The organism is Shewanella donghaensis, from assembly GCF_007567505.1.
Taxonomy (GTDB): Bacteria; Pseudomonadota; Gammaproteobacteria; order Enterobacterales; family Shewanellaceae; genus Shewanella; species Shewanella donghaensis.
This window is the reverse complement of sequence record NZ_CP041783.1, coordinates 251,994-270,469: the sequence shown is the minus strand read 5'-3', so window position 1 is coordinate 270,469 and position 18,476 is coordinate 251,994. Positions and strand designations below refer to the sequence as shown.

General features: G+C 38.9%; 12 protein-coding genes. All 12 read right to left on the bottom strand.

What is annotated here, in order from left to right; all coding sequences use genetic code 11:
• Positions 1-38: 38 nt before the first annotated feature.
• Positions 39-698: a response regulator gene (locus FPK91_RS01120; RefSeq protein WP_144206871.1), complete on the bottom strand. Its 660-nt coding sequence runs from the start codon at positions 696-698 to the stop codon at positions 39-41.
• 47 nt (positions 699-745) lie between these two features.
• Positions 746-1,573 carry an FAD:protein FMN transferase gene (locus FPK91_RS01115; RefSeq protein ID WP_144214059.1) on the bottom strand — a complete coding sequence of 276 codons (828 nt, stop codon included), beginning with the start codon at positions 1,571-1,573 and terminating at the stop codon, positions 746-748.
• Between the two features lie 125 nt (positions 1,574-1,698).
• A complete protein-coding gene (locus FPK91_RS01110) occupies positions 1,699-2,997 on the bottom strand; it encodes a DUF3570 domain-containing protein (protein ID WP_144206869.1) in 1,299 nt (432 codons plus the stop codon).
• Positions 2,988-3,173 carry a DUF4266 domain-containing protein gene (locus tag FPK91_RS01105; protein WP_144214057.1) on the bottom strand — a complete coding sequence of 62 codons (186 nt, stop codon included), beginning with the start codon at positions 3,171-3,173 and terminating at the stop codon, positions 2,988-2,990. Before FPK91_RS01105 ends, FPK91_RS01110 begins: the two co-directional genes overlap by 10 nt.
• 58 nt (positions 3,174-3,231) lie before the next feature.
• Positions 3,232-3,750, bottom strand: a complete 519-nt coding sequence (locus FPK91_RS01100; RefSeq protein ID WP_144206867.1) for a TlpA family protein disulfide reductase — start codon at positions 3,748-3,750, stop codon at positions 3,232-3,234.
• Positions 3,751-4,032: 282 nt separating this feature from the next.
• Positions 4,033-4,599, bottom strand: coding sequence for a cytochrome b/b6 domain-containing protein (locus FPK91_RS01095; RefSeq protein WP_144206865.1), 567 nt, complete (start codon positions 4,597-4,599; stop codon positions 4,033-4,035).
• A gap of 334 nt (positions 4,600-4,933) precedes the next feature.
• Entirely contained in the window at positions 4,934-6,889 is a 1,956-nt protein-coding gene (locus FPK91_RS01090; RefSeq protein ID WP_144206863.1) for a multiheme c-type cytochrome, read from the bottom strand.
• Between the two features lie 750 nt (positions 6,890-7,639).
• Positions 7,640-8,884 (bottom strand): NADH:flavin oxidoreductase/NADH oxidase family protein, encoded by a 1,245-nt coding sequence (locus FPK91_RS01085; RefSeq protein ID WP_144206861.1) that lies wholly within the window; start codon positions 8,882-8,884, stop codon positions 7,640-7,642.
• Positions 8,885-9,067: 183 nt separating this feature from the next.
• Complete coding sequence (locus tag FPK91_RS01080) at positions 9,068-9,454, bottom strand: hypothetical protein (protein WP_144206859.1); 387 nt, start codon at positions 9,452-9,454, stop codon at positions 9,068-9,070.
• A gap of 722 nt (positions 9,455-10,176) precedes the next feature.
• Entirely contained in the window at positions 10,177-12,756 is a 2,580-nt protein-coding gene (locus FPK91_RS01075; protein WP_158638056.1) for an agarase, read from the bottom strand.
• 810 nt (positions 12,757-13,566) lie between these two features.
• Positions 13,567-13,836 carry a hypothetical protein gene (locus tag FPK91_RS01070; RefSeq protein WP_144206857.1) on the bottom strand — a complete coding sequence of 90 codons (270 nt, stop codon included), beginning with the start codon at positions 13,834-13,836 and terminating at the stop codon, positions 13,567-13,569.
• 1,008 nt (positions 13,837-14,844) lie between these two features.
• Positions 14,845-18,438: a VCBS domain-containing protein gene (locus FPK91_RS01065; protein ID WP_144206855.1), complete on the bottom strand. Its 3,594-nt coding sequence runs from the start codon at positions 18,436-18,438 to the stop codon at positions 14,845-14,847.
• Between the last annotated feature and the right edge of the window lie 38 nt (positions 18,439-18,476).

Sequence of the window (18,476 nt, the reverse complement as noted above, 5' to 3'; positions counted from 1 at the left end):
TCATAAATACTGAAAGTATTGGTTATTGAAAATATTAGTTACGGAACTTCAGTTAAAATATAGCCAATACCTCTAACGGTTTTTATTAATTCTGGCGCCATCTTCTTTCGTAAATGATGGATATGAACTTCAATTGAATTACTACCCACTTCATCCCAGCCATAAGTTAATTGCTCAAGTTGACTGCGAGTCAGTACTCGTCCTGCAGATTGCGAAAATTCTAATAATAATTGGTATTCACGCCGTGGAAGTTTGATTAACTGCTCTCGAAAGTGTACTTCACAGCAGGAGAAATCGATCGTCAAGGCACCAAAACTAAATTGATTGTTATCTAAACCATGCTGGCGACGAACAATAGCGCGCAACCTCGCAACTAACTCTCTGACATCAAAAGGTTTACTCAGGTAATCGTCAGCGCCAATATCTAAACAATTTAATCTCGTATCAAAATCAGTATTAGCAGTAAGCACGATTATTGGGAGTGAAATACCTTCGCGACGCCACTGTTTTAATAAGTCTTCACCGTTACCGTCAGGTAGCCCCAAATCTAAAATGATGGCGCTAAAATCTTCGTTAATTAACGAAGCGACCGCTTCCTTATAAGAGGATATATGATCGACTTGAATCCCCTCTTTCGATAAACTCAGTTCTATCCCTTGAGCTAATAACTGGTTGTCTTCAATTAACAACACTCTCATCGCTTATTCCTTGTTAAATTATCAAGTCAAAAACTATTAATCGTAAATTACCTAAACACCTTGAAATCAACATTTTGTGCAGTCAGAAAAGCCTCAGAATCAGCTCCTTTTAACATCGCCATCGTTGATAGCATGCCTGCTGTAATACAATTGGGCCCGAGTACCGTCACTGACAGCGGTGCATTCTCTACTGGGTATCCTGTTTGTGGATTGATAATATGCCCATAACGTACTGAATCAACCTCGAAATAACGACGAGTAGTGCCACTTGTCGCTAATGCACCTTGGCGAATGGTTAACTGTGCAGCCGCATTATCCAGCTGTTGCGGGTTTTCAATACCGACTTGCCAACCATCTTCTTTAAGGATTGGACAAGCAATATCACCACCAAAATTGACCATCACAGAGATATTCGGCCAACGCTGACTCAGTTGTTGCGCCGTACTATCAACCGCATACTCTTTACCTATACCACCAAAATCCAAACTCATTGCTGCAGGCATGGTCAATTTGCTATCAGTAAAGTCAATGGCACTAAAATCTACTAACGTTAAAGCAGATTTAATTGCACTCGCCTTCGGCACTTGATGGCTACCATCAAAGCGCCACAAATTCATCAAAGGCCCTGCACTGATATCAAATGCGCCGCCACTTAATTGATAACATTGCTGGGAAAATTTCAGTAATTGAGCCGTTTCTACATCGATTTTTACTGCCTTTCCTTGAGCATTATTGAGTTGCCAAACAATATTACCTTGCAAAAAACGACTGTATTTCTGTTCGATACGCCTTGCTTCATCCACGGCAATATTAAGCATTTGCATAGCAATATGCTCATCGTCTATTTGCATCAATACTTCACACGGACTTGCCATAGCGGTAAATGAGCCTAAAAAACCCCAAGAGCGACGTGATAAGGTCGCAGCTGTTGGGGCTTTTAATGTATTAGGTAATTTATTTAGCAAGTTAAACCACTCGATTTATTGAGGTGTTATTCATATTAAAACGAATAACTAATTTGAGCTACGATTGCTTTTACCGATGGAAATAAATCATGATTATTGAGTTGACCAGGTATCTCTGTGCCATTATTTTCAGGATTTTGTTGATAATACTCAATACGGTAACTTAGCTCATGACCACCAGATAATCGATGACCAAACTTAAGCCCTACAGTATAAGCCGACATATCCCCAATACGATAATCTGCACTAGCATATTCAGGTAACACTTGATCTGTTCTCAAGAAGGGTTGATAAAACTCAGCAGCCTGCTGCTGATAATAGCGCAGGTGCAATTGTCCATATAAGCTAGGGGTAAAATAATAGCGATAATGGGTTTCTAAAGTATGTGCTTGAATATCCCAGTCATCAGTATTATATCGATATGAAAAATCGACAACACCTTCATCCAACGCACCTTTAGCTAATATATAAACACTGTGTTTAGTACGAGAATCTGGACGGTTCTCATAACGATAACCGTGGGATTGACCATTACCATCGACCATACTAAGAATTTTATAAGGGTCAGTCATATAACCAGACACACTTGAAAAACCATAGTTGGCTTGCATTAACCAATTACGGTTAAGTATTTGTGTTACCCCCACCATCATATCTGCTGTTTGTTTAGTGTCATCACCCAATAATCGGGTTGCATCAAATGCAGCTTGGTAAGCATCGTCGCCATCATAATCACCACGAAATACCATTTCTGAAAGCGCAATAGGACGACCACCAACAGGGTCAACAGTATCATTAGTATAAGCACCAGATAATGCCAGCGTCGTATTGTTCTTGTTAAAACTTCGCTCAATTCCTGCATTCAAGCCTAACGACAAGTAATCATATTCATTCGAGCCATATACACCCAAGTTTACAGTCCAATCCGGATTAAGTATTTCTTGCCAGTTAGCACTTAGCTGCACTCTAGTATCTTGAAAAGTATCATCAAGCGGTGTTTCACCTACTGCAACCGTATATTCTCCATTACCTGATGGGCGGGTAAAAGTTTGACTATCAGATTGTGCAACTGCGCCAGAGGCTGATGCGCCCGTTAAACTGTCGACAACAATTTTCATATCTAGCAGCGAACTTTCGCCAAAAGACTTTTGAACATTACCAATAGCTTCAACGGCTTGTACTCGATCCTGCTCGCCATAATACATAATGGCAGCATCTACATTCCAATCATCGTTTACAGGGGCTTGATCCTCTGCAAGAGCTTGATAAGAAAGAAGACTACAACTTGCCATCGCTAATGCACTAGCAATGTTATGTTTAGGTGTTAATTGCATCCGCAACCTCCTCCAGCTAATGAGCGTCCGCCACTTGTACCTTCTTTACTAAAATAAATATGGTCATCCAATGCCAGATCTAATTTTTCGTTATTTAGCGCCATATCAGCACGGGCAAATTGATCTTTTTCCCATGGTTCGACACCTAAACTAGAGCAGCCCGCTAAACTCCCCATGACAGATAAAGCAGCTAATACTGTGAGGTATTGCTTTACGTACGACTTTTTCATTGGCTTATTCCTTTAATAACAGTTGTATTTCTTGTTCATAAGCAGGTGTATGTTTTTCATAAAACCCCACATGACGCTGAACTAACTCACCTTGTCGATTAAACAGGTAACTGCTGGGCATACCGGGTAAATCAAATGCTGTGGCCACATCTCCATCAGGATTAAACCTTAAGTTAAATTTAGCCGGGATTTTAGTGAGAAACTCATGAGCCAATGCGGTATCTAAATCGAGGTTTATCGCAACAACTTCAAAACCTTGTTGTTGATATTTGGCTTGCATCTGGTTCATCCAAGGAAATGATTTACGACATGGACCGCACCATGATGCCCAAAAGTCCACATACACCACCTTGCCAGAAAACTCTAGCAAGCTACTTTCAACGCCCTCTTGGGTTAGTAAGGTATGTTCAAGTGAAGGGGCAGCTAAAAGCGGCCCACTGACAATCAATGTAGCAACTAAGCAAAGTATCTTTATTTGATGTTCTGCTAGTTGCTTGCTTAAGGTTCGTATAGTGATTTTCATTAATTTCAAACTTAACAATAATTTAATAACAACAAGCTAAATCTTCAATCTTAAGGTTGTATTAAGGAGGCTTAAGGAATGTTTTATAAAGCGATTAAATCAGCATCAACATGATGGAACGAATAACGGTGCGAATGATATGAAGCTAGCAAAGGATCCGTAATATGAAGTAAGTAAGGGAGCAAAAATAAGAAGAATAATGACAAGGCGGTAATTGAAGAAGATGTAATAACTCAGGCAGTTTCTGTCCTGAGTTGAATTAGTAAACCAAATAGCGACCCGCTAGCCACTAATAATTCTCGACACGACCCCTTTATCGTGACCAAACTCTGCCAATATAATTCCCGCTAAATGTAAACTAATGAAAGGGATAAAATACCACAGAGCAAGTTTATGAACGGTTTCCATTTGATGCTCAATAGCTGCTGGGCCAAATTCTATAAGTAATCCAGTAACTACCGATAAAGTGATGCCGAGATAAAAAAGCCAATAAACCCAAGCTTGAAATTTTTGACGAATATTCGCTTTAGCATCAAAAGCTGAAGGATATTGCAAACCGTATTTAGCCATATAAATAAACCGCAGCAAAACAAATACAGCAACCGAATAACCAAAATAAAGGTGCCATTGAAACATGACGTTACGGATATTTTTCGCGATTACTATTGCATTTTTATCTGTAATCAAGAGATCAATTTTAAACAAACCTTGCTGAATAATTTCAGCCATATGGCGCTTTTCCATCCATCCTAAACGCAATAAAATGGTTGTCAGCATGACGAGCATTGAAAGTGCGAGTCCCCAGTGAATAAAGCGATGAATATTTGATAAACGAGTATCCTTTTCCATAATAACCTCTCATATACTTACTTCCTTGCACTTTACCTTTAATAAATTAACGTTAGCTTATGGATTATTAATAAATAAAGCTTCATTGATTAAATGCAGTGGCTACTGATGCTTTTCTATCACTTAACTCAAAGTAACCTGCGGCTTAATCAATATGCATTATTTACATACCTTGGCGAAATAATGAGTAATGTGGAAATATTTAGATAGTTAATTTAGATAGTTAATGTAAATAGAAATATAAAACATAAATAAAAAATGCCTGAATGGCTTCAGGCATTTTTCTCGGTTTATCGTGGATGAAACGATATTATTTTATCAAATAACACATCACTTAAAACTGATGTGCTTCTGCAAGTCGAGCGGGGGTATGACATACAGAACATGATTCACTGTTGGTTACTGCAGGGTCAAACACAGCATAACCAGCACCATCTTCACCAGCATGCATCATGCTGTCAGGTGTAATAGCAACATTGAAATCGCCACCTTGTTGACTCATATGGTTTTTGGCAGAGTCACCACTATGACAAGATGCACAGTTAGCTGATATCGGCGTAATACCGTAAACGCTGGCCTCATCTAAACCGTTTAATACGGTAGCTGGCGCAACATTATCAAGGTTAATTTCGCCAGTGTGACATGAAGTACAATCAACAGGCTTATTTCTATCTGTTGTTGGCATATTGCCAAGTTCACGTTCCTCATTGTATACACCAAAATGCATGTTATGGATAAGTGGTCCCCATGCCATGGCGTAATCTTCACTGCCTTTTCCTGGTGCCCAGTTGTATGCGCTATGACATTGAACACACGCATCACCACCTAAATCTAGACCGCCACGAGCAGAGCCATGTCCATCTAACCCCTCGGTATGACAAGTCAGACATTTAAGGCCATCAGAACTAGAGCGACGAACATCGTTAATATTAGACGCTGTTACTGGCGCTCTTTTAGCACCATCATCGTAATAAGCGCGGCCATCAATACCGCCGAATAGTACTTCGCCTTCGACATATGGCAGTGCATGTTCAATGGTATAAATGTATTCATCATTATCACCAGCAACAACGCCTGTTGCGCGAGCAACATGACCTTCATCACGACCAGGCAACATCGCTTCACCATTTTTCATCACTGTAGCCCAGCCATTCAGAGTATCTTCTGAATCTGCAACAACCGTTAAATCGACATACTTGCCATCGATATCAGTGGCTTTAACCGTCACTTCAATCTTAGTGTCATCGTCCGCATTACGAAGAACTGAAACAATCTCAACAGTGTAACGACTTAGCGCTTCATCACGATCTGTAGCGTTTTCATGCTCATAATAGAAACCGTCTATATTGTGGCAACTAATACAACTTCCTTCTGTAAAGGTCGAATGGTCAACTTTTGCACCTTCACGATCAGGATCTTGAAGGTTTGTATGACAGCTAGCACAGCCATTGATTGACGCAGTAAACTCAACATCGTCCATATGACACGTTGAACAACGCTTCATATCCATTGAGTAGTTGCTCCATAAAGCAGAGTGACCAGAATAATTCTTGCCACCTTCTCCATCAGCTAATTTACCATGGCCAAACATCGCCATCGTATTTTCTGCCCAGCCGCCATCTTTTTGTTCTGTTTGGGTATGACAAACGATACAAGCTTCAACAATGACAATTTCTTGTTCATTATCAAGTGCATGGTGATGTTGATGCCAGCCCCAAACCGAATTACCGGTAGCTTCTTCAAACGCCCCATGACATGAAACACATTTAGCATCATCTGTGGTAGTAACTTGTGCATATTGATCGGTTTTAGTGAACATCACTCGCTTAGTACGCGGCATGCCATTATTGCCGTTACCAGGGCGAATATAGCCTGTACCAATTGAAGATTCTGTGGCTGAGTCCTGTGGCATCACTAAAGAATAAATACCTTCACCATTATGACTTAGGGTACCCGCTGAACTATCTTCACCTTCAAAATAAGTCACATCTACGGTGTCAGCAAGTAAACCAGCATCATTTTTAATGGTTGAGAAAAGTTGAACTCTATCTAAATCTTCTACAGCAATCCCATCTTGATTGATTACAGAAAACTCAACATTAACAACGCCACTGCCATATTCCCAACTTAATACTTTAGCCACTGCAGAGGTTGTAATAACTGGTGGCTCCCATGGAATTCCAGGGTCACCAGGTAAGCCATCTTTACCATCATCTCCATCACTACAAGCTGATAAACCCATGGCTGCAATCACTGCAAATGCAACACGGCACTTGTTTATATTTTTCATTGTTATCTCCAAAAACCTGAATACCTCTTAGTGGGTAGCAGCAACATTAGGAGTAAAGATAAAGTGAAACTGTGGTTAAGCTCACGTAAATAAATAGCGATACAAAGAGACACATTATTTACTAAGTAAAGCCGAGTTCGCCTATCAATAGATTATTAATTCAAACTTAATACAACGTATTCATTGAATTTAATTTTCACTTATTTAACGCGATATAAATGAAATAAAAAACCAATATCCATGAATTAAATTCCAACCTTTAACTTAGTTTTTAGTTCAACTTTTAACTCTCATTCCAGCTTTAACTGATATATGACAAACTAATATAAAGGAAATAAGACTTAACGAAACTTAAAACCTTATTGCATTTATATTGGCAAACATGGGGGACAAAAACACCGATAAAAATGAGCCTTGAAATTTCACAGAACCACTGAAAAAGAATGTGAAGTAAATGATTATATTGAGTAGTGTTTTTTGTACTAGCGGATTTTTTGTTGAAATCAATTTTTCTGCAATTTTTTTTGCTAGAAGATGTTTTTGTAGTTGCCGCTTTTTAAAAAGGTCTATTAGAGAAGATTTAAAAACAGATAGTTCGCGAATAATTTAACATCATATCTGTTCCCATAAATAACAGAACGTTGACTCATCAAAGTTCTGTTAAGTTATGGGTTTTGCTCGTGGCTAATGACTATTTACAACTACCCACGACTCATTACTTGAGATTAATTACTAGAGACGAATAAGCAACTATGCCCTGCGCTTTTTAAACGCATGAAGGCCTGCGCTTAAGATAGTTTTAAATACCACGCCAAGTGCGCTTAAGTTAGGGTCGGCTTTTTTACCTGCTGCAATACGCCACATTTGGTGTTCATACCAAACCAGTCCAACCATCCCTATTTTATCAAGTGCTGGTTTACCAGTCGTCGGCACCGTTAGCGACATGCCATAGTTTGGATTTTTAATCAATTTATTAGGAAAATCTGGGTCGACGGCCATAGTGCGCGCAATACCAATAAAGTCAGTGGCCGATGTATTCAAGGCCTCATTCATTGCTGGCGCCGTTCGAAATCCACCCGTAACCACCAGCGGAGTGCTAACCAGTTTCCTGACCTTTTCCATGTAATCCATAAAATAGGCTTCACGTTTTATCGTGCTTTCCTTCACTGGCTCAGTTTTATTTTTAGAGCCCATCATCGATGGACTTTCGTAAGTACCACCAGAAATTTCAATTAAATCGATACCGTTATCACTCAATTTTTCAACGACCTGCATCGACTCTTCTTCCGTGAAGCCACCTTTCATAAAGTCGGCGCTATTAAGCTTTATCCCAATAGGGAAATCATCACCCACCGCTTTACGAATTGCACGATAAACCTCTAGTACAAATCGAAGTCGATTATCTAAAGAGCCACCCCATTTGTCTTCTCGTTGATTGTGTCTTGATGATAAAAATTGACTAACAAGATAACCATGAGCGCCATGAATTTGTACCCCAGTAAAACCTGCTTGCTTTGAAAGCATGGCACTAATGGCAAATTTAGTAATGATTTCATGTATTTCAGTTTCATTCAGGGCTCGCGGCGTATTAAAGCCTTTTTCTAATCCACGGCCTAATGATATCGCTGAAGGTGCTACTGGCTCATCACATAAAAACTTAGGAATTTGTTTACCAGGATGATTAAGCTGCACCCATATTTGTGAGCCATTTTTCTTGCCAGCGTCAGTCCATTCACTGAATAACGCTAAGTCACTTTTTTCATCTAAAACAACATTTTTAGGTTCGCCAAGTGCACTTCTATCCACCATGACATTACCAGTAACGGATAAACCAATGCCACCCTTTGCCCAGCTATCATATAGCCTAACTAAACCCCTAGTTGGGTTATGTTGTTTATCACCAAGCTGCTCACTCATTGCCGATTTGAATAAACGATTCTTTATAATTTGGCCATTTGAAAGGGAAAAAGGGTCACTGAGATTAATCGAATTCATGCTTGCTCTTATTGTTATATTATTTTTATTTGATGGGCTCAGTATGCGCTATTTTACCAGTAGTTCCGAGCATTAACTCTATTGTAGATTCGGGATTAAAAGAGCAACTGATTCGCCACAGTATGGGGGGATTGCGTCAGCACATCGAGCCAAATGCAGAATAAACTGACGTTTGAGAGTATGTTAACTCACGCTTTTCACCTTACTTAAATACAAAGCAAATAGCGTAATAAAAATTGAATCCAGTATTAATGTTACCGCTGCTTTTTCAACATACTGAGCACCAAAAATAAGCACTAATAAAACAAATACAATTTTACTTAAACCTACGATAACCAGTGATAAATTACGATACATTGGCTTAAAAGCGCCATAAATCAGCAACACACCCATTAAGAAAATAAGAAAACCCCAACTCCTAACAACAACTTGAGCCACTGGTTCAGTAAGAGCTTCACCAAACATGCTAATTAAAGCAGCTTCAGGTGCAAAAACAGCCAAAATCATTGAACAAGTCAGTAAACCTGATATCAGCATAATCCATTTTATATTATTAATAATAAGCTTCAAAATAACTCCTAACAATCCGTGTATTCTATTGCCTCATTAACAGGCTAAACATAGTGAATTTGAATAAGTGACGCAGGAAATAACAAAACTACATGAGCGTTTGTCTCGCAGGTCGGGAGAACGTATTTTTCTGTGAGTGGTACTATCAATGCACTGACACCTTTAGCATCACTAACAGTTGCTTTCCTAATATCAATATTCATTTTTACACCTGCTTGATAAAACTTTTTATTCAGCGTCTTAAATAAATTTCTTCCCAACATTAGCTTTGCAATAAACATATCACGTCAGATATTGATATAAAATACTAACATCCCATTTTATCCCCGTTTAATGTTCGTCATTTTATAATGCTTAGCAAGCGCATTTACCGGATCTATTATCAGTGAACTTAAATTGGTTAAACTTTTGAAATTTATATCTCAGTTTAGGAATTCATCAATGCCAATAGAGGTAATTTAATTCGATAAAAATCGCTGCATCATATAGCATTTTTAGAACGGTTCAGTTTTACTGAATGGTTGAAGGATGGCATGCTATTGAGAGCTGGATAAAATATACTCATTGCGATTAGAACTATCTCTATAACGAGCATCAATTGACTATATTTCAGTTACTTGAATAAATCACATAAAATCTATAGCTCACAGGTTTGCCTGACAGGTAATCAATAACGGTGGTATTTATTGATTACCTAACAAACAGACTTTCATCAACAAATACTATTTACCATAACGATTTTGGTACATATTCGATGTCACTTCTTTTACAGCCTTTATCATCTCAGGGTATGGCACATCGGTCACCGTGACAAAACCAATGTTGGCATTTTCACCATCAAATGCTCGACCAGAGATCGGTTCATCAACGTATTGAAACCAATGAGCACCAACCATGTAGGGCTTATCTAACACACTCTTCATATAAGCTTTATACATGCGGGCACGATCTTGCTGATTAGCAGCATGAACAATACCAGGGTTATACATGCCAGAATCTGTCGAAGTACCAATATGGAACTCGCCGACGACAACCGGTAAATCAACTTCTTCTAAGAAGTCCCAGTAATCTTTTTGCATTCCTTCTTCATAAATATTAAAGCTCAATACATCAGAGTATTTGAGTGATGCTTTAATGATTTCATCTGGCATTCCCCAGTTTGCCATACGAGCGCCCATATACAGGTGATTGGGTAATACCTTTTCTAAGGTGTCATGCACAACTAAAAAGTACTGCTCACCTAGCATTTCAAGCATCCTTGATAAATCCGTAACAAGTTGTTCGTTATAATCAGAAAACGCCACTCCATCCATAAATGATGACCAACTATCAAGATTAGTGCCCCAAGCAGTATTTAATTTTTCAATAGATTGATATTGCGCTTTAATATGGTTAGTGAATGCCGATTTTGCAGGGCTAAATTGCGCATCTTTTGATAAAGCATCCAAAATAACGCCATACCTTGCGGGTACACTGCCCTCCCGTTCTCCCCAGCTTTTTTCATTATCAATAAAGATACCTGCGCACCAAGGTGAAGCTTGAATATTATTGGCGATGGCATCTATTGTTATTTGAGCGCGTCTAGCAAAGATAGGATCGTAGGGATCAGGCATCAAACCCCAATGATTTTTTTGCCCTGATAGGGTTTTAAAATCACCAATTATCCAGCCATTAGCGAAGTATGGCACTTGTTCAGACTGATAAAATGCAGGATCGACCCAATTACCGAATGAGGTAAAACCCCAATCATGCATTCGCTGCGCCGTGACTTGATGCCATTTTTTTAAGTAAGATTTAGGGTCGTCGTTTGATTGACCATAGCGCCTTTCAAGGTTGGCACGATAAAAACTAAATGTTTCACCGTGGGGTACAGGCCCTTTATGGGTCGAGCGGCGGTAACTATAATGATCAGCTAAGGGCTCGTTATATTCAGGTAACCACTGAAACATCTTGTTTCTCAGTTTTGAGATAATAAAGCGTTTTTCGCGGGCACTGCTGGGAACATCAACAATCCCCATTGAATCCTCTGGGGTTATTTCATCATTTTTTATCACTCTTATACTAGGCTCATCGTAATCGACCCCAGTAATGGTACTCATATTTGCCATACGCACATTGGCAGGTCCATGTGAGAAAAATAAATGTCCTTCAGGATCGACCATCCACCACTTGCCATCCACTTTTTCAGTCCTAAAATAACCCGTTGCATCTAATTTAGGGCCACGGGTATAGCCACCATATTGAGAGCGATTAGGCATGCCTGTAGAAGTACTTAATTCAGCGAGTTCTTTATCTGCTAGCGCTTTTAGCTCATTGTCAGAACTCACATGTTGTGGTGTTTCATATTTAGCATTTTGACCATAACGGTCGATAATATTGGCCATATATTCTAATGGCGCATCATTATTAATCGTTGGATTTTTTCGAATACGAATATCATCGATAATGACTGATTTAGACTCTAATAAACCGATAGTAAAAAACGTTAACGAAGACAATGATGTAAAACTTTCATCCGCTTGACGCCAAGAGCGCCAAATCATCATTTTATCATCGGTATCCCACGGTTGAATATCGCCCCAAAGTCCGGCATCAGTAGCAGCCTCTATTCCCGCAAGTGGAAAGTAAACCGTGCCTTCATAATTAACTGGAAGGCTAATTGAACGGCTCTGATATTGTCCTTCTGGATTTGCGATATTGAGGTAAAGCTGGATTGAATTATCACTGGTATTTTTAACATCGAAGGCCATATTGACGTTATCGTAACTCGCTAAGTGCCATGGTTTATCTGGTGTTATTGCTAATTCAGCAATATTGCTTTCATTTGAGAAATTTACCGCAAGTTGAGTATTTTCAGTAACGGCTAAAAGCCTTGATTGAGTATCTTTGTGGGTTAACCATGACAGGTGTTTGGGGTCATTAAAATCGACCAAGGTTGTGAGAACCGTTTCTTGAGAAAATACATCAGGGTGAGTCACTTTTTGGTTCTGATCTTTTCCTTCAACTTGTACCTGCTTAACAGCGTTTTCAGATGATTCGCTCTCAAAGCCATTTACAGTTTCATTAGGGCTACAGCCCGTAATAACCAAAGCTGTAAATGTCGCTATGGCTGTTTTTGATGCCAGAAAAACGAATCTAGATGGCTGAAATGTTTTATAAGTCGTCGCCGTGTACCCAAATAGTTTTCGAAAAATAGTGAAGCTATTAGTAACTAAAGATCTAATAAATAAGCGGTTAATCAAAAATCTATTATTAACCTTAGCGATGACAGTATTAGAAGTACTTTTAATAACTTGCTTCATTACACAATTTCCCTATTCGTTTTTAATGGATATCAGCGGTTTACAATACAATTCACTTTTCTCGTTATTGCCTTAGCGACAAGGTGCTAAAAAATACCCCATGAGTAAAATCAACTTAATTAGGTATGTGACAAGTTGCCAAAAAACCATGCTATGTGACGATATTTTGTGAGTTAATTCAGTTTCACGATAAAACCCAAAAACATCGTTAATGGCATCAGCATGGTGATAATCCACAACGCTGTTTGATTGAATCTAACTAAAGTAGTACCAGGCTTTATAATCGGATAGCCATTGTTATGAACCAGCTGAACGGCACACTAACCGTCAAGAATGATTCATCAAAGGTTAAAATACATCCAATCTAAAGATGCATAACACAGTCTAACAAATCTACGATATTGTCAACAATTAACATTTCTTAAGGGTAATTTATGATGGGAGGTAGACGAAAAGGTGAAACTCACTAGGACCAGAAAATTGTAACTTCTCTCGTCTAAACAGATTGTTAGCAATATTTATAGGTTAGTTGGGTACAGCATTGATATTTTCTGAACCTGGAGGCAAGTTATCGCTTTATCTTTAAAGTACGAATACTTTCTCTTTAAAATACGAGTACTTTGATTTCATTAATCTAGCAAGCTGTTGCCTGTGAAAACAAGCCGACATATTTTAAGTTAAAGATAACCGATAGCTTGGTATCATCCTCAGCAGTTCAACTGCTGAGGTGAGTGATTGAGAACACAAGGCGAATGGATTTCGGATTTGGGGTTTTGGATTTGTTATGTTCAGTACCGTCTAAAATAGTGACTAATCTTTCATCCAATCCAAGTTAGGCAATGCGTTTAAATGTTCGGTATAACGTACCTCGTTAAAAGAGGTATTATTTTCCATAATATCAGACACTTCGATAGCCAGCGCGCAAGCCATCCATTGTATTGCTTCTTCACGCGGAGTCCCCGTCATGACTAAACGCATTAAAGTTTCTTTCACTTTTTTAGGTTCACCATCGGTGATTTGATTTTCGACTGTTTCAATAAGTGTTTCTTCAGTCATGTAGCTGTCTTGCTGTTCGTCCATTTTAAATTCTCTGTTGAATACTGATTTACGGGAAGATCATATATAGCGCTATTATGTCGTAAACACGGAGTAAGGAATAGAACAAAACCCTTCATAAAACGAATTCGATAACTCGATCTCACCGTGTTTAGAAAATGATTCGGTTAAATCCATCTTTATGACATTTAATGAGTAAAAAATATCAGCAACAAGTAAATATATGAAAAAGTAAGTTAAGTGCCCTAACCCACATTTGGACAAAAGTAAGTTAGTGCAAAAATTCTAAAAGTGAGCTGTGAGATTAGAAAATGTATGGTAATAAATTAAAGTTTACACTGACCCAACATATTCTTGATTTATATGGGAACGACAATCAGTAATATTATTGAGATGTTTAAGCATAATGAGTGTAAAAGTAAAGCAAATGGGTGGCTATTTGATTACAGTGACGAGATCAATCAAGTTAATTTCTATCACTTTTTTTATAAAGGAATGCATAGAAAACGATCAAGTATGATCAACCCCTGAGTTTGGGTAGTAATGTCGAAAGTGTAGGTTTTATTAGGTATCACGGTGTATGCATTATATTGAACCCAGGCACTGAGTTAGTAAGCTATTATTCTCTATTCGCTTTGTTCTCGGCAATATGCTTTTCAATTCCACACGTATCAACCAAGTCATTATCTAATACTGATCAGTTAACAATTTTGGCCGATCTTTCAGGTACGGCATAAAGGTCTCTTTATTGTATGGTTGCCTTTCATTGAATTACCTCAAGCGCTCTAAAATCTGTTATTTTCATTCACCTATTTGTTAAAATGCTTATAGCTGGATATTTAAAAAACTCGCTAAAGACGAAAAAGATACAGAGGAAAAAATAGATACTTTGCTATTTATCACTTTTAAAAGAGCGAAAGTCGCATTCAAATAGCACAGTTTGGTCTACAAAATAAGTACAAAAAATGCCGCTATCAATAAGCGGCATTTTTAACACATTGTTTAAAACATTAATTTACAACTGCAAGTTAATTAGTCTTCTTGCACTGTTGCTTCGGCAGAACTAGAGTAAGTCGTACTTAGATCGTCACCCACAGCATAACTTTCGAAGTCCTCAGATAGAACCGCCGTATCTGTTGCATCAGCAATCACGATATCATCAGCTAATAACTCTTTTGCTGACTCTTTCGAAGAGCTACCAATACGTATTTGATACGTTTCTGTCGCTGTACCTGTATTGATTGCTTCATAAGGACCGTAGAACGTTGTACCGCCATCAATTGACAAAAAGTAACCTGTTGCAGTCCAATCTATAACTACATCAATATCGGTATCATCAGCATACGTTAAGCCTTCAATAGTTTGCTGATCTTTATTAGCATCACGATATTTAACCACACCGTCTTTAGCAAAGATTATTTCGCCCGTTAGGTTACTTGAAGAGGCAGAGCCACCATAAATACTAATATAAGCGGTATTATCTTCGCTAACCTCTGGTGTAGCAGTGAAGTCAGCAATGGCTTGTAGCTTAATGCTTGCAGAAATAGAGCCTTCAGCAATTCCGTCCGTAGTTAAACGTAACTCAGCGTCAGCGTCTAGTGATGTGTCAGCCATTCGGGCAACTTTATTTACACTAGTTCCCGCTATGGTCTTAACGGTTGCTTCAGCAGAACTTGCATACATTGTACTTAAATCTTCACCTTCAGCATAAGTTTCGAAGTCTTCAGATAGCACTGCCAAATCGCTCTCATCAGCAATGACGATATCATCAGCGAGTAATTCTTTTGCTGACTCTTTCGAAGAGCTACCAATACGGATTTGATACGTTTCTGTTGCTGTACCTGTATTGATTGCTTCATAAGGACCGTAGAACGTTGTACCACCATCAATTGAAAGTGAATAACCTGTTGCAGTCCAAGCAAGAACTACATCAATATCTGTATCATCAAAATAAGTTAAGCCATCAATGGTTTGTTGATCTTTATTTGCATCACGATACTTAACAGCACCGTCTTTAGCAAAGACAATTTCACCCGTTAAGTTACTTGAAGAAGCAGAGCCACCATAGATACTGATGTAAGCGGTATTATCTTCAGAAACTTCTGGTGTAGCAGTGAAGTCAGAAATTGCTTGTAGCTTAATGGTTGTAGAAATAGAACCTTCAGCAAGTGGATCCGTTGTTAAACGTAACTCAGCGTCAGCAGTTAATGATGTATCAGCCATTCTGGCAAGATTGTTTGCTCCAGTATCAACAACAACTGTGCCTGTAATTGTGATTGCTAATTCAGCGGTAGTGCCATCAAAAGATTCAATAGTAAAGGTATCGATTTCACTTTCACCCACAACAAGTGCTGCAATAGTGGCATCAGCAGTATCAAGTGTATACGTCCAAGAACCATCTTCTAAAATTTCTAATGTACCGTATGTACCCATTAAGGTTGTCTGAACAATAAAAGCTTCGCCATCATCTGGGTCAAGTACACTTACAGCACCTGCTGCCGTTGCCTCATCACTTGCAATTCTTCCAGTTAAATCAAAGAATACTGCTGGCGTAGGTTCTTCTGTGCCATCGCCTGCATCAAATACAGACACTTCAGCGTAAATAGCTAAGCTATATTTGCTGTCTGTACCATCTAAAGTTTCACCTGCATCATAACCTTCAAAGTCATCTGAAAATATACTTGTGGTGCCAGCGGTATCAGAAAATACTTCAATGTTATCAGCATAGAAAGAACCGAAAGGAATCGTTCTATCATTATCACCGAATCTAAATTGGATAGCTTTAACACCATCAGAGAACCACTGGTCTAAGCCTGTATAATCAGAGTCAACAACTGCTGCAGTAGAGAATGAACCTCCACCGATCACTTCACCATCAATAGTCACGGTGATTTGTTCTACAGCATCTAAGTCCCATGTGATTTCTACATCATAAAACTGCTCTTCAACAAGAGGGGCTGTGATTATATTGCCAGGGTAAGCGTCACTGTCAGTATTTCGAACAAAGAAACGAGGGTCAATTACAGTGCCGTCGTCTTGAATTTGAGTTCCTTGAATACGCAAATCTATAAGCGATTCACTAGAACTACCAGATGAGCCATAAAGCGTAATGTAAGCATCTTTAATATTTCCATCACTACCAAGCGCAACCTCTTTAGATATAGATGCACTCAGCTTACCTTGACGAAGGTTATCAACGGTAAATCTAATCTCACCCGTATCGCCACCTGTATCGCTTATTTTTACAACTTGAGTAAGCGAAGCAACACGAATATTAATTTCAGCAGTGGTACCATCAATAGAAGCGATAGTGATTGAATCACTTACAGATTTACCTAATTCAAGGTTAGCCACAGTATCGTTTTCAGTGCTAACAGTATATGACCAGTTACCGTTGGAACTGATACTAAATGTACCATAATCAAGTGCTACATCAGTTTGAGCAACAAAAGCATCTTCTTCAAAGTTTGGATCAATAATGGTTACGAAACCTGTTAATGGATCCGTAGCAGTATTTTGAACAGTACCGCCAAATTCACCTTCAATGATTGCTGCAACAGGGTCATTGTTATAACCAACAGCGGCTCCAATTACATCAAGTAACGCCTCATCAACAGAACTAGCAACTTGTGAAGTCGTTTGCAAATTAATTTGTGCTGTCTCAAGTGTAACTAAAGACTCTTCAGAAAAAGAACCATCAGCGACGTCACTAGCAAGATCTTGCATAACGGTAGATAAATCTGCGTCTGCGTTGTCTGCATCAACTTGTGATAGTAGCGCTAGCACTGAACCATATCTATCAGCATCTTCAGCACCATCAGCACCAAGTTCAACAGTACCAACTAAAGTAGGAAGCACTTCTGTTGTATCAAAACGAATACCAAAACGAGCATTAATTATTTCAGCTTCGTCAGCAAACTGGTTTAAATCACTACCCGCGTTTTGAACAGCCATTTCGGTTAAAGGAGAAACTACATAGGTAGGTGGTGGTAGTATGGTTTCCACACCCTCATCATCAGTCTCAATAATATTTTCAACTACATTCACTACAGATCTTAGTTGAGGAGCATCTAAAGTTAAACCTGTTGATTCGTCCGTATAAGTACCGCCAGTACATGCAATTAAACCCGCACCTTCGAAATGTACATTGCTAAATGTAACGCCACCTGAAGTGTCAGAGGTTGCAGTGCCTTGCTCAGGAAGAACCGCAGCACCACTATCATCAACTTTAAATATGTCACAAGTTGCACCATCAATAGGGCCCTTAATAATGCTAGCTGAAACATTTAAGGTTGGGTTGATAACAGGTGTAGATGCACCAACACCTTCGGTAAAACCTGCATCATCTGTATATGTAGCAGAAACAGAAATGACTGAACCTTCATCAGCTTCGGTAATTGTGTATGATGTACCAGTAGTACCTGTTGACCAAGCGTACGCAATGCTATCTGCTTGAATTCCATCAGCATCAGTAGCTGCTGCAGAGATTGTTTCGCCAGCGATAAAATTGCTTCCGGTTATTGCTATACTACCGCGAGTATTTCCATCTAGTTCAGCACCGTCATCACCACCACAACCTAATAGGCCTGTCGCAATGATGAGCGGTATAAGAGATTTATTATTCATTTTTATGACTCCAAAAAGATTCTTTTTCCAAATTTAGC